Source organism: Cellulosilyticum ruminicola JCM 14822, from assembly GCF_001311925.1.
Taxonomy (GTDB): domain Bacteria; phylum Bacillota; class Clostridia; order Lachnospirales; family Cellulosilyticaceae; genus Cellulosilyticum; species Cellulosilyticum ruminicola.
In genome coordinates this window covers 1-17780 of the sequence record NZ_BBCG01000024.1, presented here as the reverse complement: position 1 = coordinate 17780, position 17780 = coordinate 1, and the positions used below count along the sequence as shown (strand labels likewise).

Genomic DNA, 17780 nt, shown 5'->3' with positions numbered 1-17780 from the left:
TTCAAGGAGAAGACAATGGAAGAATTCGTATATGTAGACGGGAAGAAATATCGCAGAGGATATACAACGGGAAGTAGCGCCACAGGTGCTGCCAAAGCGGCAGCATTTATGCTGCTTACAGGAGAGGATATCGAAGAAGTACAAATTGATACGCCTAAGGGCATCGTCTTAAATCTAAAAGTACATCATATTATAAGAGATGCAGATAGCGTTACTTGTGCTATTCAAAAAGATGGCGGAGATGATGTGGATGCCACTCATGGCATGATGATTTATGCCACAGTTAGATGGCAGGAAGACAATAAAATAACTATAGATGGTGGTCTTGGTATAGGACGTATTACACAAAGAGGATTAGATGGGGCAGTGGGCGAAGCAGCTATTAATAAAGTGCCACGTCAGATGATTAGTAAAGAAGTACGTAGTGTCATTGGAACAAATAGAGGAATGATGGTTGTTATTTCTGCACCAGAAGGCGTAGAAATTGCTAAAAAAACTTTTAATCCAAGACTGGGGATTATGGGTGGCATTTCGATTTTAGGAACAACGGGTATTGTAGAACCTATGTCTGATGAAGGCTGGAAGCGTTCACTTTCTGTAGAGCTTGAAATGAAGAAGGCCCAAGGCATCGAAGAAATTATATTAGTACCAGGAAATCATGGTGAACGCTTTGTAAGCAATGTTTTAAAAATTGATAGTAAACATGTCGTGCGTATGAGTAACTTTGTAAGTTATATGCTTGTAGAATGTAAGCGCATTGGTTTCAAAAAGATTGTCATAGCAGGACATCTTGGAAAGCTTATTAAAGTAGCAGCAGGTATTTTTCATACTCATAGTAGGGTGGCGGATGCAAGAAGTGAGATAATGATTGCTAACCTAGCATTAATGGGAGTAAGATATGAAATTCTTAAAGAAGTAGAGAGCTGCTTAACGATAGAAGCTACATTGGAGATTATTGAAAGAGAAGGACTACAGGAAGTTTATCAGATCCTTGGAGATAAATGTGAAACAAGATGTAAAATCCATTTACAAGATGAAAGTATAAATATAGGGGTTATCCTATTTACTATGGCAGGAGATGAACTTGCAAGGTCTGAAAGTGTAGATGCGCTTTTAGAAAGATATACACCGTTAACACCTGAGGTAGAGGAGGTAGACAATGATTAATATTGTAGGCCTAGGTCCAGGAAATATAAAACTTATTACAGACAAAGGTAAGGCGGCTATTGCACAAAGTGATGTTTTAATAGGCGGCAAACGAAACTTACAAAGTTTAGAAGAGATGTTTACTGGAGAAACATTAGAGATTGGCAATAATTTAAAAGAAATATTACAGTTTATTAAAGTAAATTATTTAAATAAAGAAATCACTGTAGTTGCTTCAGGCGATCCTATGCTTTATGGCATTGGTAAATACTTAAGTGAGCAGTTAGAAGAAGGCAGCTTTGAGATTATCTCAGGCATTAGTGCGACGACTTATATGTTTAGTCAAATACCTATGAATATGAATGATGTATATATTACAAGTAGTCACGGCAAAATACCAAACTTCCCATTTATATTGGCTCATGAAAAAGTAGCTATGGTAACAGATGATAAAATCGGTCCTTATGAAATCGCTAAAGAAATTATTAAGAGTGGTTTAAATAAGATGATGTGGATAGGCGAAAACCTATCTTATGATAATGAACGTATTACAAAATTGAGACCTGAAGAAGTTTTGGAAACAGAGAATTATGAAATGAATGTGGTGGTGATAGTAGATGAAAAATAGTGAATTCATTACAGGTAAAGTACCTATTACAAAAGAAGAAGTAAGAGCTATTGCTATTAATAAACTTGATTTAAAGGGCAAAAAGACATTCTTAGATGTAGGTGCAGGAACTGGTAGTGTATGCGTAGAAGTGGCTAGAACTTATGATGAAATGAAAGTTTATGTTGTAGAATGCAAAGAGCCAGCTATAGAACTTATTAAACAAAATAGAGATAAATTTGAGCTTAGCAATATGGAAATCATAGAAGGTTATGCACCAGTTCAAATTGATGAAAAGATGGATGGGATTTTCATTGGTGGTACAGGTGCTAAACTTGAAGAAATCATTAAATGGTGTCATGAGCTTTTAAATGAAGGCGGAAGAATCGTAGCCAACTTTATTATTTTAGATACTTTTAATGAATGCTTAAAGTTATTTAGAAAATATGGTTTTGAAGATATTGATGCTACAATGCTTAGTGTAAGCAAATTAGATAAGCTAGGAAAAGGGGAGTACTTTAAGCCTTTTAACCCTATCTTTTTAATCGAAGCAACTAAAAAATAGACAAAAAATAAATAGTTAAAGGAGAACAAAATGAATAAAGTACATTTTGTAGGCGCAGGACCTGGAGATAAAGAATTAATTACACTTAAAGGCTATAAAATACTTACAGAGGCAGATGTAGTTGTTTATGCGGGATCATTAATTAATAAAGATTTATTAGATTATTGCAAAGAAGGCTGTGAGCTTCATGATAGTGCATATATGAACTTAGAAGAAATCACAGAAGTCTTTGTAAATGGCATAAGAGCTGGTAAAACAGTAGTACGCTTACAAACAGGAGATTTCTCAATCTATGGTTCAATTCGTGAACAAGTAGAGGAACTTGCGAAATATGATATCGGATACGATTGTGTTCCAGGGGTAAGCTCATTTTTAGGTGCAGCTTCATCATTAGGGGTAGAATATACAGTACCAGAAGTTTCACAAAGTGTTATTATTACACGTATGGAAGGCAGAACACCAGTACCACCATTAGAATCATTAGAATCATATGCACAGCATCAAACATCTATGGTAATTTTCTTATCGACACAAGGTATTGAAAAAGTTGTAGAAAAGCTTATTAAAGGTGGTTACCCAGAAGATACAGAGGCGGCCGTTGTTTATAAAGCAACATGGGAAGATGAAAAGCAAATTAGAGGCACACTTAAAGATATTGTAGCAAAGGTAAAAGAAGCTGGCATTAATAAAACAGCTCTTATTATGGTAGGGCGTTTCTTAGGGAAAGAGTACAATTACTCAAAGCTTTATGATAAACATTTCAAACATGAGTTTAGATCATAATTTAGACTAGAATATAATAAAAGTAATTATAGAATAAGAGACATCAGGAGGATTTAGAAATGATTGCAGTAGTAGGAATCGGCCCAGGTGGCAAAGAAACAATGACATTAGAAGCAATTGAAGCAATTGAAAATGCTGATATTATTGTAGGATACAAAACTTATATTAAATTAATTGAAGATATGTTAATAGACAAAGAAGTAATGCAAAATGGCATGCGTCAAGAAGTTGAACGTTGTAAAGAAGCTATTGAAATTGCTAAGACAGGTAAAAATGTAGCAGTGATCAGTAGTGGAGATAGTGGGATTTATGGGATGGCAGGACTTATCTTAGAACTTGCTACAAAAGAAGAAACTAAGATAGAAGTAAAAGTTATCCCCGGTGTAACAGCAAGTATTGCAGCAGCAGGTATTTTGGGAGCACCTATTATGCATGATTTCTGCCACATTAGTTTAAGTGACCTTTTAACACCATGGAAAGTGATTGAAAAAAGACTTAGATTAGCAGCGCAGGCGGATTTTGTAATTTGTCTTTATAACCCAAGAAGTAGAGGACGTAAAGATCATTTAGAAAAAGCATTTAACATTATGAGAGAATTTAAATCAGGTGATACACCAGTAGGTATCGTAAAAGATGCTGGTCGTGAAGGTGAAGAAAAAATCATTTGTACATTTGACACAATGAATTATGAAGTAGTTGATATGACAACTATGGTTGTAATCGGAAATAAGAGTACATTTATTCACGAAGATTTTATGATTACGCCTAGAGGATATACAGTATAGAAAATAATTGATTTTTATAAGTAGATAAGATAAGATGTGCTTAATTAAATCAGATAAAGAACTAGGATGTGGGGAGTTAATAAAAAAGTAGAGGATGAAGCAATATGAAAAAGGCAGTATTAGTAGTGAGTTTTGGTACAAGTTATCAAGATACAAGAGAAAAGACAATTGTAGCATGTGAAAATAAAATTAAAGAGGCTTTTGAAGGATATGATTTCTTTAGAGCGTACACATCAGATATGGTTATTAGAAAGATTGCAAGAGAAGAAGGATTTGTGATTGATAATCCAGAAGAAGCGCTTCAAAGAATTTATGAATTAGGGTATGAAGAAGTCATTGTACAATCATTACACATTATTTGTGGAGATGAATATACAAAGCTTAAAGACCAAGTAGAGGTATATAAAGATAAATTTAAAAAGATTACATTAGGGCGTCCACTTTTAACACTTATTAATGACTACAAAGAAACTGTAGCACTTTTAAAACAAGAACTTCCAGAACTTAAAGAAGGAGAAGGACTTGTATTTATGGGACATGGGACAGAGCATCCAGCACACTCTGCTTACTGCGCTCTTGACTATATGTTTGATCAAGAGGATATGAAAATCTATGTGGGAACTGTAGAAGGTTATCCAGAAATAGGTGAAGTATTTAAGAGACTTAAAAGAGATCATATCAAAAAAATCTATCTCACACCATTTATGTTAGTAGCAGGAGATCATGCTACAAATGATATGGCTAGTGATGAGGAGGATTCATGGAAAACTCTTTTCGAAGAAGCTGGTTATGAAGTAGAAATTATCTTCAAAGGCTTAGGTGAATATGAAGGCGTACAACAACGTTTCATTACACACGCAAAAGAAAGCATTGCATAGACAGAATATAAAAGGAGAAATAACATGGCAAAATTTTATGGTATTGGGACAGGGCCTGGAGATAGTTCACTTTTAACACTTAAGGCTGTAGACGTTTTAAATAAACTAGATATTTTATATACACCTGAATCTAGTAAAGATGAAGGCAGTTTAGCGTTATCAATTGTAAAACCACATTTAAATGATCATTTAGAAATCAAAACAAGACATTTTCCAATGACTTTCAATACAGAGGAGAAAGTTAAAGCATGGGATGCTATAGCTGATGAAGTTGTAAAAGATGTAGAAGCTGGTAAAGAAGTAGGGTTCATTACATTGGGAGACCCTATGATTTACAGTACTTATGTTTATATTATGGAACGTTTAGAAGAGAGAATTAAGGTAGAAACTGTTCCTGGTATTTCATCATTCTCACATATTGCATCTAATCAAAACTTTCCATTAGTTATGGATAAAGAGCCACTTATTGTGCTACCATGTACAACAGCAGAAGAAAAACTGGATTATGCTTTAGCAAATTATAACTCATTAGTATTAATGAAGGTTTACAGAAATTTTGAAAAAATCATCGCTAAGATTGAAGAAAATGATTTATTAGAGTATGCTATTTTAGTAAGTAATTCTTCACAAGAAAGTGAAGTAGTTTATAGGAATTTAAAAGAGGTAGGGCTTAAAGATAAGATTTCATACTTCTCTACAATCTTAATTAATAAGAAATTAAATAGATAATAAGTTGTTAAAATAACATCAATGATAGCATGGTAAATAGGGTGAGCTCTATTTACCATGCCTATTAAAGTATACAAGAATTGTACATGATATTAACGTAGAGAAATTATATTATTTATAGGATTTCTTAAAAGAATTTTAGGAGCTAAATGGTTAGTAAAGTTTTTTTAAGAAATGATATAAATAGGTCAATTAGCTAGAAGGAGGTGCACTATGGAGATTGCAGTAATAGGCGTAAATCATAAGGTTTGTCCTATTGAGATAAGAGAATGTGTAGCATTTACAGAGAGTAAAAAAATTGAAGGATTAAACTTTTTTAATGCGGCGGGTGTTGCAGAATGTATTATTTTATCTACTTGTAATCGTAGTGAAATTTATATTTGTGATGATGAGATTGAAGATAAAGTGGAACTGGTGAAAGAGTTCTATAGAACGTATTTTGATGCACCTCGTATTAAGGAATATTTATTTGAAAAGATAGGCAGTGAGGCCATATCACACTTATATCATGTGGCAGCGGGACTTGATTCCATTGTTATAGGTGAGGATCAAATTTTAGGACAGGTAAAAGATGCACATACGCTAGCTATGGCAGAGGGAACAAGTAAGAAAGTGCTTAACAAAGTATTTCGTGAAGCAGTTACAACAGCTAAAGAAATTAAAAGTACAACGAAAATGTCGGAACATCCATTGTCTGTCAGTCATATTTCGGTAAAGTTTTTAAAAGAGTTACAAGGCAGCCTAGAAGATAAGAAAGCATTAATTATTGGCGTAGGTAAAATGAATGAGCTGACTATTAAATATCTTAAAGCAGAAAAGGTAAAGACAATTTATGTAACGAATCGTACCCATGCAAGAGCGGAGACTTTAGCAGATAAGTATGAAGGGCTTACACCTATTCTCTATGAAAAACGCTATGACATATTAGGCGATGTAGACTTTGTGGTGAGTGCAACGGCATCCCCACATGTAATCTTAAAAAAAGAACATATTACAAAGCGTCAAAAGCCACTCTATATGGTGGATATTGCTATGCCTAGGGATATTGATCCAAGCGTAAGAAAGCTCAAAGATGTGTATTTATATGATATAGATGATTTGAAAGCTGTTTCTGAGGCGAATAATGCTTTAAGACAGCAGTTAGTAGGTCAGGCAGAAATGATGATAATGGAAAGCATGAAAGAGTTAAATATCTGGCTTGAAAGTTTACGTATGGACCCGATTATTTGGGGACTTAATGCAAGATGTGAGCAGATTGGTGAAAATACAATGCATCAAATTAATAAGAAATTAAATCTTTCAGAAGAAGATCAGGAAATGATTAATAAGTACCTTTTAAGTGCTCTTAGAAAGGTAATAAGAGAGCCTATTGTAAAGCTTAGAGGAACAAAGGATCATGAAGAAAAAATGCAGTATGCACAGATTGTAGAAACGTTATTTGACTTGAATAAAGAGAGGTAGTAAAAATGAAAGTTAAAGTTGGGACAAGAGGTAGTAAACTTGCGCTTACACAAACAAACTGGGTAGTAGATCAGTTAAGAGCTCATAACCCAGGTGTAGAATTTGAAGTAGAGATTATCAAAACTAAAGGAGATATGATTCAAAATATCCCATTAGATAAAATTGGTGATAAAGGATTATTCACAAAGGAAATAGAACTCAAACTTTTAGATGGCAGCATTGACCTTGCTGTACATAGCATGAAGGATATGCCATCTAAATTGCCAGAAGGCCTTAAATTTTCTTATACACCACCAAGAGAAGATATGCGTGATGCTTTAGTTTTAAAAGAAGGCTATAGTACACTTGCAGATTTACCACAAGGAGCAACAATTGGCACAGGAAGTAAACGTAGAAAGTATCAACTTTTAGCCTTAAGACCGGACTTAAATATTGTACCAATTAGAGGGAATGTAGATACAAGAATCCGTAAGATTGAAACGGAGAATTTACATGGCGTTGTACTTGCGGCAGCGGGACTTAAACGTGTGGGACTAAAAGATAAAATTAGTTGTTATTTATTACCAGAGAAAGTGATTCCGGCACCAGCCCAAGGCATACTTGCCATTGAAGTACGTAAAAATGATGCGCATATTGATGAACTTATGAAATCTATATATGATGAAGCGGCTAAGATTCAGATGGAAGCAGAAAGAAGTTTCTTAGATACTTTAGAGGGAAGCTGTCATATACCAGTAGGTGCATATTGTAAAGTAGAAGGTGAAAACATTACTTTAACAGGACTCTATGGAGATGAAGAAGGAACGATTTTGATTAAGAAAAGCTTAACGGGACATAAAGATGAAGCCGTATTAATTGGCAAGAAGTTAGCAGAAGAGGTAAGGGAGGCATTTAAGAATGAAAAAGGGTAAAGTTTACCTCATTGGCGCAGGACCAGGGGATTATAAATTATTAACATTAAAAGCGTTAGAATGCTTACAAAAAGCAGATGTAATCGTATATGACCGTTTAGCAAATAGTGAGTATTTAAAACAAGGCAAAGCAGGATGTGAATATATTGATGCAGGGAAAGCGTCTAGTAATCATACATTGCCACAAGATGAAATTAATGAAGTAATTGCACGCAAAGCAGCAGAAGGTAAAATTGTAGCTAGACTTAAGGGAGGAGACCCTTACGTATTTGGACGTGGCGGAGAAGAAGGTGAATATCTCTATGAGAGAGGCATAGATTTCGAAGTCGTACCAGGAGTTACATCAGCTATTGGCGGTTTATGTTATGCGGGAATTCCAATTACACACCGCGATGCGGCTTCATCTTTCCATGTTATTACGGGGCATTTAAAAGATGAAAATGATGAATTAGACTGGGATGTATTAGGTAAGTTAAAAGGGACTTTAGTATTCTTAATGGGCGTGGCTAACTTAAATAAAATCGCCACTAAGTTAATGGCAGCAGGTAAATCAAAAGACACACCAGTAGCCCTTATTAGCTGGGCAACATGTTATAACCAAAGTGTGGTAACAGGAAATCTTGAAGAAATTTATGAAATTGCACTTAGAGAAGGAGTGAAACCACCTACTTTAATCGTAGTAGGGGATGTTGTGAGATATAGAGAAAAACTTAACTTCTTTGAAAATAGACCTCTCTTTGGTAAACGAATCATGGTAACTCGTGCAAGAACACAAAGTAGTCAGCTTGTAAGCCGTATTCAAGATGAAGGTGGAAGAGCCATTGAACTACCTACAATTTCTATTAAAGAAAATGAAGATCAAACAGTTTTAAAATCAGCTATAGCTCAAATAGATACTTATAACTATATTGTGTTTACAAGTCAAAATGCAGTAGAAATATTCTTTAAAAATTTACTTGAGTCTGGTAAAGATTTAAGGGCATTAGGTAATGTGAAGGTAGCAGCTATAGGTGCTATTACAGAAAAGGTTCTTAGAGAAAAAGGAATCTTAGCGGATATTGTGCCAGAAAAAGCTGTAGCAGAATCGCTATATACAAGTCTTGAAAAGATGCTTCGAAAAGAAGATAAAGTTTTATTACCACAAGCTACAAATGCCAGAGACTTTTTAAGAGATTCATTAGATAAGATTTGTGAGCTCACATATGCAACAGTATATGAGACAGTCATGGACACACAAACTTCTATTAATGGGTTAGAAGAAGTAAAAAGTTTAGAAGAAAGACGCACTGAACTTGTGGCTTTATTAGAAAATAAAGAAGTTGATTATATTACATTTACAAGTGCTTCTACAGCTACTTATTTTATGGAAATATTAGGATGCGAAAATCTTTTAAAATTAGAAGGGGTTAAGCTTATTTCAATAGGTGAAATCACATCAGCTAAGATGAGAGAGTTAGGCATGAATGTTTATAAGCAGTCACCAGAAGCTAAAATTGAAAGTGTATTAGAAACCATTAGTAATGATTAATTAAATAAAATGTATAGGTAGGAAGGATAAGAAAGATGATTAAAAGACCAAGAAGATTAAGAAGCAGTCAGGCAATCCGCAATTTAGTACGTGAAACAGTACTTCATGTAGAAGATTTCATTTATCCACTTTTTGTAGTTGAAGGGGAAAATATTAAAGAAGAAATCTCATCTATGCCAGATGTATATCATTTTTCAATTGACCGTTTAAGAGAAGAAATTATGGAGCTTAAAAGCTTAGGCATCCGTTATATTATTTTATTTGGTATTCCAAATCATAAAGACGAATGTGGTTCAGAAGGATTTGCCCATGATGGCATCGTACAAAAAGCTGTACGTGCGATTAAAGAATGGGACCCTGAAATGTTCGTTATTACAGACGTATGTATGTGTGAATATACAAGTCATGGACACTGCGGTATTTTGACTGAAACAGGTTATGTAGATAATGATAAAACCCTTGAATATCTTACAAAAATTGCAGTAAGTCATGCAGAAGCTGGAGCAGATATGGTAGCACCTTCAGACATGATGGATGGACGTATTTCAGCGCTTAGACAAGGACTTGATGAAGCTGGATATATGAATGTATCTATTATGGCTTATAGCGCAAAATACTCATCTAGTTTCTATGGCCCATTTAGAGAAGCAGCTCATTCAGCACCAAGTTTCGGAGATAGAAAAACATATCAAATGGACCCAGCAAATAGTGATGAAGCTTTACGTGAAGGGGCATTAGACTGTGAAGAGGGCGCAGATATCATTATGGTCAAACCAGCTCTTTCTTATCTTGACGTAATTAGACGTTTTAAAGATAACTTCAATATGCCAATTGCAGCTTACAATGTAAGTGGAGAATACTCAATGCTTAAGTTAGCTGTCAAAAATGGTCTTTTAAGCGAAGATGCTATTTATGAAAGTGTCATGTCTATTAAACGTGCAGGGGCAACGATTATTATCACATACTTTGCAAAAGAATTAGCTAGAAAGATGAAAGGATGCTAAAGATGAAAAACGAGAAGTCAAAAGCAATTTTTGAAGAAGCGGTAAAATATATTCCAGGGGGTGTAAATAGCCCGGTTAGAGCATTCAAATCAGTAGGATTAGATCCAGTATTTATTGATCATGCCCATGGAAGCAGGGTAACAGATGTAGATGGCAATGAATTTATTGATTATGTATGTTCATGGGGGCCGCTTATGTTAGGACATAGCCCAGATATCATTGTAAATGGCATTGAAGAAGTAGTAAGAAGAGGAACAAGTTATGGTTTTCCAACAGCTATTGAAGTAGAAATGGCAAAGCTTATTGTAGAAGCTTATCCAGCTATTGATAAAGTAAGAATGGTAAACTCAGGAACAGAAGCAACTATGAGTGCGCTTCGTGTAGCAAGAGGTTATACAGGAAGAAATAAAATCCTTAAATTTGAAGGATGCTATCACGGACATTCAGATGCACTTCTTGTAAAATCTGGTTCAGGAACTTTAACATTCGGCGTACCTACAAGTCCAGGAGTACCAGCGGATGTTGTAAAAGATACAATTGTAGCAAGATATAATGACCCAGAAGCTGTAAGAGAAATTTTCGAAACAGAAGGCAATGAAATCGCAGCTGTTATCGTAGAAACAGTAGCAGGAAATATGGGTGTTATTGAAGGAACTAAAGAGTTCTTACAAACATTAAGAGATGTATGTACAGAGTATGGAAGTGTTTTAATTTTTGATGAAGTTATCACAGGATTTAGAATAGCATATGGTAGTTCGGTAGAATACTTTGGCATTAAACCAGATATGGTATGCTTCGGTAAAATCATTGGTGCAGGTCTTCCAGTAGGAGCTTATGGTGGAAAAGATGCGATTATGTCTATGGTATCTCCATTAGGGCCAGTTTATCAAGCAGGTACATTATCAGGAAATCCACTTGCTATGTATATGGGTAAAAAGAACTTAGAAATCTTAAGAGATAACCCAGAGATTTACACAAGCCTAAGAGAAAAAGCAGTACGTCTTGCAACTGGATTAAAACGTAATATCGAAGAACTTGGTCTTGATTTCACTGTAAATGATAGTGGTTCACTTGTATGTTTATTCTTTGCACCAGGACCAATTAGAAATTATGATGACGTGAAACATTGTAATACACAGTTATTTAAAATTTATTTCGAAGAAATGCTTAAACGTGGTATTATTCTGCCACCAGCACAATTTGAAGGCATGTTCCTCTCGCATGCACATACAGATGAGGATATTGATACAACTATTAAAGCAAGCTATGAAGCACTTAAAGTTGTAAAAGAACACATGTAAATATAAGAGCCTGTAGAAATCATATGCCGTGGGTGGAGCATATGATTTCTACATATAATAAAAAAGTAGTAAAGGAAATATGAATGGCGTATTATAAATTTTTTCAAAACAAACAATGTGAGTACTTCCCATGTCATAAGGTAAAAGATGAGGAGACATTTAACTGTCTTTTTTGCTATTGCCCATTATATGCTTTAGGAGACAAATGTGGAGGAGGTTTCGAGTATACAGCTAAAGGTATTAAAAGTTGTATGAAATGTACTAAAACACATGGATCTAATGGGTATGAATACGTAATGGAAAAAATGAAAGAAGTTATGGCATTGGCTAAAGAAGTAAAATCTGTAGATGATAAATAATTTGGTGGATAAAATAATAGGTGGTGGAAAATGTATAACTTAGAGTCAGCTTTAGAAAATATAAAACCTTTAAATCAAGAAACTATGAAAATAGCACAGGCTAAGTTAGATAATTTAAGTAAGCCTTTAGGAAGTATGGGAAAACTAGAGGATATATGCCGCACCTTAGCTGGTATTTATGAAAAAACAAGCTTTGATATTTCTAAAAAGGTAGTGGTTGGATTTGCGGGAGATCATGGTGTCTATGAAGAAGGCGTAGCTGCTGATCCGCAGTGGATTACAAAGGCGCAAATTCCTAACTTTGCAAAAGGTATTTGCGGTGTAGGAACGCTTGCTAAATTTATAGGTGCGGATATTAAAGCTATAGATGTAGGTGTAAAATGTGATGAGCCTTTAGAAGACGTTTTAAATTATAAAATTCGAAAGGGCACAAGTAATATGGCTAAGGGGCCAGCTATGACTAGAGAAGAAGCTATTAGAGCTTTAGAGGTAGGAATTGAAGTTGTAGGAAAATGTGTAGAAGAAGGCTATAAAGTAATTGGTATAGGTGAGATGGGGATTGCTAATACGACACCATCTAGTGCTATTATTTCAGTTTTTGGACAATGTGACCCTAAAGAAGTAACAGGTAAAGGAGCAGGATTAAGTCCAGAGAGAGTCGTACATAAAGCTAATGTCATTCGCGGTGCTATTGCACTTAATAAACCAAACAAAGAAGAAGCTATAGATGTGCTTGCTAAAGTAGGTGGTTTTGAAATAGGCGCTATGGCTGGAGCTATTTTGGGTGGCGCCCTTTACCGTGTACCAATTGTATTAGATGGCTTTATTTCATATGCAGCAGCACTTGTGGCATATCATTTATGTCCTATTAGCCGTGATTATATGATAGGTTCACATTATTCAGCAGAACCAGGAACTAAGAGAGCCCTAGAGCTTTTAGGAGTACAAGCTATGTTGGATTTAGATATGAGACTTGGAGAAGGAACAGGGGGTATTTTAGTATTTAATATTATGGATGCAGCTAATTTTGTTTATGAGAATATGGCTACAAGAGCAGAAAGTAATTGTTAATATAAAAAAGGGGGTTGGAGGTAAGTTAATGAGTAGATTAATTCTAGTTACTGGAGGTGCAAGATCTGGTAAAAGTAGCTTTGCAGAAAGTCTATGTAAGGCCCAAAATAATCAAACAGCATATATCGCAACAAGCATTCCTTTTGATGAAGAAATGAAAGACCGTGTAAGGAAACACAGAGAAAGTCGTCCTAGTGAGTGGAAGACTTATGAAACTTATGAACAAGTTTATGCAAGTATTCCTGAAGTTGCATCAGAAAATGAAACAGTTATTTTAGATTGTGTTACGTTAATGGTAAATAATTTAATGTTTAAAGAGAATATAGATTATGACAAAATCACACCAGAGCAGGCTAATGAAATCGAGGAAAATATCAAAGAAGAATTTGAAAAGCTTATTGAAGCTGTAAAACAAACGCATTTATATTTTGTGATTGTTACAAATGAAATAGGCATGAGCCTGTAGCAGCTAATAAGCTGACACGTATTTATACAGATATTATAGGACGTATGAATCAATTAATTGCAAGAGCTGCAGATGAGGTATACTTTGTGGTAAGCGGCATACCGATGCAAATTAAGGGGGAAGGTAAGTAATGAAGAAATTCATAGGGATTGTACAATTCCTTACACGTATGCCTATTAATATGGATATTGGTTTTATAGAAGACTTTCATGAGAGTACGAGATATTTCCCTTTAGTTGGCTTAATCTTAGGTATTATTTATTATGTTATAGGATATATAGGTGAAATGTGCTTTAACAATAATTTTATTGTAGCCACGCTTATTTTAGTGGGAACAGCCATGCTTACAGGAGGTCTTCATTTAGATGGTTTGGGTGATACCTTTGATGGTCTCTATAGTTATCGTGATAAAGAACGTATTTTAGAGATTATGAAGGATTCTAGAGTAGGGACAAATGCTTTATTGAGTGTAGTGTTTGTACTGTTACTAAAATTAGGGTTCTTAATGGAATTATTAAATCAAAATAAGTTATGGGTTGTTATTATAATGCCTGTGATTGCTAGGACTATGCAAGTGTTAAGTTGTTATCATGGCAAGACGCCTAGGGCTCATGGCATGGGAAATATCTTTATTGGTAAAGTAAGTAATACTTCATTAGGCATAGCTTTGAGTACAACAATTGTAATTACATTGGGAGTATTATGGCTATTTGAGTCATTTAGCTTAAATGTTGTCATTGAAACAACTGTTTTAATAGGAATTGTTATAGTGATACTAAAACTTTTTGAAAGAAGTGTTTATAGAAAAATAGATGGAATTACAGGAGATGTATTAGGCTGTATTTGTGAACTTACAGAACTAGGTGTATGCATTGCTATGTATTTTTTATAGAAAAAAGCTTGCCTCAGGTATTAAGGCAGCCTTTTTTAGTTATTTATATGGATATATAAGTATTGCTTGTCACTTAACGAAATAAAAAGACATATTATAATACCTCTTACTAGTGTGAATAAAGTATTATTAACAATCAATGGCATAGTTTATACAGGAACACAAGACAACCCTGTACTTACAAATGGTGTTAGAGTAGTTGTATATGATCATGATGGAAATCCTATAGCAAATGATATAACTGCAACAGCTGAAGAAACATTTACAAACACAGATGTAATATCCTTGTTATTTTTATTACAGCCAACAAATAATCCATTAGCGATACGGTTACATTAACGACGGCAGATGATGGTTCTTTTATAGCATATGATGATTTTGTACCTTTAGTTATTTATAATGTAACAGCAAGTAAATTAAGATATGATAATCAAACGCAAACAATAAAAATAGCAGCAGATACACTTGGACGTAATCTTACATTTGCTTTGGTAAGTGATAATATAAATCTAGCAAGTATTACAGGACGTGTTGTTATTGAAGGAAGCAGCCTGCCGGTAGTTATACCTAATGCTTTTGTTGGATTAATCAGTGGAGATGTACTTGTAGAGTCACAATTTACAGATGCAAATGGAGATTATACCTTTGTAAACATAGATGGAACTCAGACATATGTAGTAAAAGTAACCAAGATTGAACAAGTAACTACGAGTTAGAATTTTTGGATGGTAATATGCGGATATATTATGGAGAAGCAGAAGAAAAAATAAATTAAATCTAAAACTTTGTTCAAGACATTGTTAAAATTTAAACTGTTATATTGAGCTATATGAATGGTGACATTCTATAGCTCATTTTTTGTGTCATAAGAATGTCTTAATAAATTAGAACAAAATTTATTGATTATTTATATCTTGTAACAAATAAGTTATAAAAATGATAGAAAAATTTAATGTTATATTGTAAAATATAAAGAAAAGCATATCAAATAAAAAGGAGTCTTGAGTATGGTACAATTTGAAAATGTAACATTAATGAAAAAAGCGAACGTGTATTTTGATGGAAATGTAACAAGTCGAACGGTCTTTTTAAAAGATGGAGAAAGAAAAACTTTAGGCATTATGTGTCCAGGTGAATATACCTTTAAAACAGGACTTAAAGAGGTAATGGAAATTTTAGCAGGTAATATGGAAGTTAAATTACCAGATAGTGATGCTTTTGTAAGTTATAAAGAAGGAGAAGTTTTCGAAGTACCAAGTAATTCTAGTTTTGAAGTACGTGTAAAAGAAGTAAGTGATTATTGTTGTTCTTATGTGAAAGAGTAAGTAGAAATTAAAAAACTTATATAATAAGATAGATTACAGAGTAAATAAATGGGGATTAGATAATGAGCATAAATAAGACTACATGGCGAGGCGATATATTACTTTTGATTACGGCAATAGTATGGGGCGGTGGCTTTATAGGCGTAGCTAAGGCGTTAGATACATTAGGACCATTTTATATGATCGCAATACGATTTTTGATTGCTAGTATATTAATGGGAATCGTTTTTGGAAGAAGGATTAAGAAGACTACAAAAAAAGATATAATAGCAGGGACTGTAAGTGGCTTATTTTTATTTTTAGGATTTGCAGGACAGACTGTAGCTGCTGAATTTTTAAATGTAGGGAAATTGGCCTTTTTAACAGCACTTAATGTATTAATCGTGCCATTTTTATCTTATATCTTTTTTCAAGAAGATATTAAGAAATACAATATGATTGCCAGTATCATTGCAATAATAGGTTTTGGTTTTCTTAATTTAAATGCAGAAATGGGCTTTAATATAGGTATAGGAGAAGTATTAGCTATATTGGGAGCAATCTTCTTTGCAGGACAGATTACAGCATTAGGACATTATACAAAGCAAAATGATGTTTGTTTGATTTCTGTATTTCAAATGCTTACATGTTGCATATTAGGATTTGTATGCTCAGTCATTTTTGAAGAACCACCACAAAATCTAGGGCTGGAAATGTTGATACCAGTAGGATACTTAGGGGTCTTCAGCACTTTCTTAGCCTTCTTATGCCAAACCATTGGTCAAAAGTATACAACTTCTGCAAGGGCAGCCATTATTATGTCTTTGGAATCAGTATTTGGGACATTATTTTCTATTATTATTTTAAGTGAGAAGCTCACAATAAATGTGGGGATAGGCGCCTTTTTGATTTTGGTCAGTGTAATAATTGCGGAGTATATGCATGCTTTAATGGAATAGAAAAATTATACATACTATGTAAAAGGTTGAAAAAATATTTATAAGTAGGTATAATAGAAAGCAATTGAATAAAGACAGTTCGTGAACCTCCTGTCTAAAAATAAAACTACGGTAAGATAAGAGAATAAAAAGATTAATAAATCCATATTATAAAATATATGGAATGATTATATGAGGTCATTAGTAGAGGGAAAACTATACTAATGACCTCTTTAATATGATATGAACTATTTGATTTATGCAGAATTGAAAAAGTATTATCAAAGGAGAGGCTTATGAAAGCGAAAATGACAACTAAACAACTTGTTCAAATTGCAATGATTGCGGCAATTTACGCTGTACTTACAGCAATCTTTTCAAGTATCAGTTTTACACCACTACAACTTAGATTATCAGAGATTATGGTATTCTTAGCATATTTCAATCCAATTTATATTATTGGTTTAACACTTGGATGCTTTATTGTAAATATTTTAATGTCACCTTATTTATTAATGGATGGTGTCTTTGGAACACTTGCCACACTTTTAAGTGTAAGTGCGATTTATTACACAGCTAAAGCATTTAAAGGCAGCAAAAAAGGACTTATTGTAGCATCTATTTGGCCAACGATTGTTAATGGGCTTATTGTAGGATGGGTTATTTACACATGTAGCATTGCAGAAGGCAGCATGACAAAAAATCTTACAGCGTTAATAGGGCTTATGGGAAATGTAGCTTTTGGTGAATTTATTGTAGTAACTATTATTGGTGTACCAGTTGTGTACTTCATTATGAGTCGTTATCAATCTGTTATTAATAAAATCACTAAATAAATACTCTAAATTAGAGGTATAACACAATATTAAGGTTTTGAGTTGTGTTTGGCTTTATTACAAAATGATGATATTTTACAATTCAAAAGTTGCCTTCTGTGGATAAAATTTTTCAATTAGAACCCCTTTCACATGAACACCACAAGTATGTGTACATAGAATGCGTATTGTACTATTATCATTTCCGCCGTAAACGTATGGATGATTCATAGCACA

At 33.9% G+C, this 17780-nt stretch carries 22 protein-coding genes; all 22 read left to right on the top strand.

Annotated features, from left to right (window positions below; genetic code table 11):
- The first annotated feature begins 15 nt into the window (after positions 1-15).
- The 22 genes from cbiD to JCM14822_RS09560 all read left to right on the top strand — a co-directional run bounded on the left by cbiD (position 16) and on the right by JCM14822_RS09560 (position 17564).
- Positions 16-1167, top strand: coding sequence for a cobalt-precorrin-5B (C(1))-methyltransferase CbiD (cbiD, locus tag JCM14822_RS09660; protein WP_054741896.1), 1152 nt, complete (start codon positions 16-18; stop codon positions 1165-1167).
- On the top strand, positions 1160-1774 hold the full coding sequence (locus JCM14822_RS09655) for a cobalt-precorrin-7 (C(5))-methyltransferase (RefSeq protein ID WP_054741894.1): 615 nt from the start codon (positions 1160-1162) through the stop codon (positions 1772-1774). Before cbiD ends, JCM14822_RS09655 begins: the two co-directional genes overlap by 8 nt.
- The gene (locus tag JCM14822_RS09650) at positions 1764-2318 is read left to right on the top strand and encodes a decarboxylating cobalt-precorrin-6B (C(15))-methyltransferase (protein WP_054741892.1); all 555 of its coding nucleotides are present in this window, start codon (positions 1764-1766) and stop codon (positions 2316-2318) included. The genes JCM14822_RS09655 and JCM14822_RS09650 overlap by 11 nt, the downstream gene beginning before the upstream one ends.
- A 30-nt stretch (positions 2319-2348) precedes the next feature.
- Positions 2349-3101, top strand: a complete 753-nt coding sequence (locus JCM14822_RS09645; protein ID WP_054741890.1) for a cobalt-precorrin-4 methyltransferase — start codon at positions 2349-2351, stop codon at positions 3099-3101.
- Between the two features lie 59 nt (positions 3102-3160).
- Positions 3161-3886, top strand: a complete 726-nt coding sequence (gene cobJ / locus JCM14822_RS09640) for a precorrin-3B C(17)-methyltransferase (RefSeq protein ID WP_054741887.1) — start codon at positions 3161-3163, stop codon at positions 3884-3886.
- Positions 3887-3990: 104 nt separating this feature from the next.
- A complete protein-coding gene (locus tag JCM14822_RS21835) occupies positions 3991-4764 on the top strand; it encodes a sirohydrochlorin cobaltochelatase (protein ID WP_054741886.1) in 774 nt (257 codons plus the stop codon).
- Between the two features lie 24 nt (positions 4765-4788).
- Positions 4789-5493, top strand: coding sequence for a cobalt-factor II C(20)-methyltransferase (locus JCM14822_RS21830; RefSeq protein ID WP_054741884.1), 705 nt, complete (start codon positions 4789-4791; stop codon positions 5491-5493).
- A 213-nt stretch (positions 5494-5706) separates the two neighbouring features.
- Complete coding sequence (gene hemA / locus JCM14822_RS09625) at positions 5707-6954, top strand: glutamyl-tRNA reductase (protein ID WP_054741882.1); 1248 nt, start codon at positions 5707-5709, stop codon at positions 6952-6954.
- A 5-nt stretch (positions 6955-6959) separates the two neighbouring features.
- Positions 6960-7865: a hydroxymethylbilane synthase gene (hemC, locus tag JCM14822_RS09620; protein ID WP_054741880.1), complete on the top strand. Its 906-nt coding sequence runs from the start codon at positions 6960-6962 to the stop codon at positions 7863-7865.
- On the top strand, positions 7852-9393 hold the full coding sequence (cobA, locus tag JCM14822_RS09615) for a uroporphyrinogen-III C-methyltransferase (protein WP_054741878.1): 1542 nt from the start codon (positions 7852-7854) through the stop codon (positions 9391-9393). The genes hemC and cobA overlap by 14 nt, the downstream gene beginning before the upstream one ends.
- A 35-nt stretch (positions 9394-9428) precedes the next feature.
- On the top strand, positions 9429-10397 hold the full coding sequence (gene hemB, locus JCM14822_RS09610) for a porphobilinogen synthase (RefSeq protein ID WP_054741875.1): 969 nt from the start codon (positions 9429-9431) through the stop codon (positions 10395-10397).
- 2 nt (positions 10398-10399) lie between these two features.
- On the top strand, positions 10400-11698 hold the full coding sequence (gene hemL, locus JCM14822_RS09605; RefSeq protein ID WP_054741872.1) for a glutamate-1-semialdehyde 2,1-aminomutase: 1299 nt from the start codon (positions 10400-10402) through the stop codon (positions 11696-11698).
- Positions 11699-11781: 83 nt separating this feature from the next.
- Positions 11782-12057 carry a cysteine-rich small domain-containing protein gene (locus JCM14822_RS09600; protein ID WP_054741871.1) on the top strand — a complete coding sequence of 92 codons (276 nt, stop codon included), beginning with the start codon at positions 11782-11784 and terminating at the stop codon, positions 12055-12057.
- 30 nt (positions 12058-12087) lie between these two features.
- On the top strand, positions 12088-13128 hold the full coding sequence (cobT, locus tag JCM14822_RS09595) for a nicotinate-nucleotide--dimethylbenzimidazole phosphoribosyltransferase (RefSeq protein ID WP_054741869.1): 1041 nt from the start codon (positions 12088-12090) through the stop codon (positions 13126-13128).
- A gap of 28 nt (positions 13129-13156) precedes the next feature.
- Complete coding sequence (locus tag JCM14822_RS09590; protein ID WP_330377447.1) at positions 13157-13594, top strand: bifunctional adenosylcobinamide kinase/adenosylcobinamide-phosphate guanylyltransferase; 438 nt, start codon at positions 13157-13159, stop codon at positions 13592-13594.
- 44 nt (positions 13595-13638) lie between these two features.
- Positions 13639-13725 (top strand): hypothetical protein, encoded by an 87-nt coding sequence (locus tag JCM14822_RS24980; protein ID WP_408606195.1) that lies wholly within the window; start codon positions 13639-13641, stop codon positions 13723-13725.
- Positions 13725-14486, top strand: a complete 762-nt coding sequence (cobS, locus tag JCM14822_RS09585; RefSeq protein WP_054741867.1) for an adenosylcobinamide-GDP ribazoletransferase — start codon at positions 13725-13727, stop codon at positions 14484-14486. Before JCM14822_RS24980 ends, cobS begins: the two co-directional genes overlap by 1 nt.
- A 114-nt stretch (positions 14487-14600) precedes the next feature.
- Complete coding sequence (locus JCM14822_RS09580) at positions 14601-14825, top strand: hypothetical protein (protein WP_054741865.1); 225 nt, start codon at positions 14601-14603, stop codon at positions 14823-14825.
- A 149-nt stretch (positions 14826-14974) separates the two neighbouring features.
- Complete coding sequence (locus tag JCM14822_RS09575) at positions 14975-15202, top strand: hypothetical protein (protein WP_054741863.1); 228 nt, start codon at positions 14975-14977, stop codon at positions 15200-15202.
- Between the two features lie 291 nt (positions 15203-15493).
- The gene (gene ppnP / locus JCM14822_RS09570) at positions 15494-15811 is read left to right on the top strand and encodes a pyrimidine/purine nucleoside phosphorylase (protein WP_054741861.1); all 318 of its coding nucleotides are present in this window, start codon (positions 15494-15496) and stop codon (positions 15809-15811) included.
- 62 nt (positions 15812-15873) lie between these two features.
- A complete protein-coding gene (locus tag JCM14822_RS09565; RefSeq protein ID WP_054741859.1) occupies positions 15874-16749 on the top strand; it encodes a DMT family transporter in 876 nt (291 codons plus the stop codon).
- 275 nt (positions 16750-17024) lie between these two features.
- Positions 17025-17564, top strand: a complete 540-nt coding sequence (locus JCM14822_RS09560; RefSeq protein WP_054741857.1) for a QueT transporter family protein — start codon at positions 17025-17027, stop codon at positions 17562-17564.
- Positions 17565-17780 lie beyond the last annotated feature (216 nt).

What these genes read in the sequence shown, in the direction of transcription:
- hemL (WP_054741872.1), top strand. Translation starts at nt 10,400, where the DNA reads ATGAAAAACGAGAAGTCAAAAGCAATTTTTGAAGAAGCGGTAAAATAT.
- cbiD (WP_054741896.1), top strand. Translation starts at nt 16, where the DNA reads ATGGAAGAATTCGTATATGTAGACGGGAAGAAATATCGCAGAGGATAT.
- hemA (WP_054741882.1), top strand. Translation starts at nt 5,707, where the DNA reads ATGGAGATTGCAGTAATAGGCGTAAATCATAAGGTTTGTCCTATTGAG.
- cobS (WP_054741867.1), top strand. Translation starts at nt 13,725, where the DNA reads ATGAAGAAATTCATAGGGATTGTACAATTCCTTACACGTATGCCTATT.
- cobJ (WP_054741887.1), top strand. Translation starts at nt 3,161, where the DNA reads ATGATTGCAGTAGTAGGAATCGGCCCAGGTGGCAAAGAAACAATGACA.
- hemB (WP_054741875.1), top strand. Translation starts at nt 9,429, where the DNA reads ATGATTAAAAGACCAAGAAGATTAAGAAGCAGTCAGGCAATCCGCAAT.
- cobT (WP_054741869.1), top strand. Translation starts at nt 12,088, where the DNA reads ATGTATAACTTAGAGTCAGCTTTAGAAAATATAAAACCTTTAAATCAA.
- hemC (WP_054741880.1), top strand. Translation starts at nt 6,960, where the DNA reads ATGAAAGTTAAAGTTGGGACAAGAGGTAGTAAACTTGCGCTTACACAA.
- JCM14822_RS09560 (WP_054741857.1), top strand. Translation starts at nt 17,025, where the DNA reads ATGAAAGCGAAAATGACAACTAAACAACTTGTTCAAATTGCAATGATT.
- JCM14822_RS24980 (WP_408606195.1), top strand. Translation starts at nt 13,639, where the DNA reads ATGAATCAATTAATTGCAAGAGCTGCAGATGAGGTATACTTTGTGGTA.
- JCM14822_RS09650 (WP_054741892.1), top strand. Translation starts at nt 1,764, where the DNA reads ATGAAAAATAGTGAATTCATTACAGGTAAAGTACCTATTACAAAAGAA.
- JCM14822_RS09655 (WP_054741894.1), top strand. Translation starts at nt 1,160, where the DNA reads ATGATTAATATTGTAGGCCTAGGTCCAGGAAATATAAAACTTATTACA.
- JCM14822_RS09600 (WP_054741871.1), top strand. Translation starts at nt 11,782, where the DNA reads ATGGCGTATTATAAATTTTTTCAAAACAAACAATGTGAGTACTTCCCA.
- JCM14822_RS09645 (WP_054741890.1), top strand. Translation starts at nt 2,349, where the DNA reads ATGAATAAAGTACATTTTGTAGGCGCAGGACCTGGAGATAAAGAATTA.
- JCM14822_RS09590 (WP_330377447.1), top strand. Translation starts at nt 13,157, where the DNA reads ATGAGTAGATTAATTCTAGTTACTGGAGGTGCAAGATCTGGTAAAAGT.
- JCM14822_RS09565 (WP_054741859.1), top strand. Translation starts at nt 15,874, where the DNA reads ATGAGCATAAATAAGACTACATGGCGAGGCGATATATTACTTTTGATT.
- JCM14822_RS21830 (WP_054741884.1), top strand. Translation starts at nt 4,789, where the DNA reads ATGGCAAAATTTTATGGTATTGGGACAGGGCCTGGAGATAGTTCACTT.
- cobA (WP_054741878.1), top strand. Translation starts at nt 7,852, where the DNA reads ATGAAAAAGGGTAAAGTTTACCTCATTGGCGCAGGACCAGGGGATTAT.
- ppnP (WP_054741861.1), top strand. Translation starts at nt 15,494, where the DNA reads ATGGTACAATTTGAAAATGTAACATTAATGAAAAAAGCGAACGTGTAT.
- JCM14822_RS21835 (WP_054741886.1), top strand. Translation starts at nt 3,991, where the DNA reads ATGAAAAAGGCAGTATTAGTAGTGAGTTTTGGTACAAGTTATCAAGAT.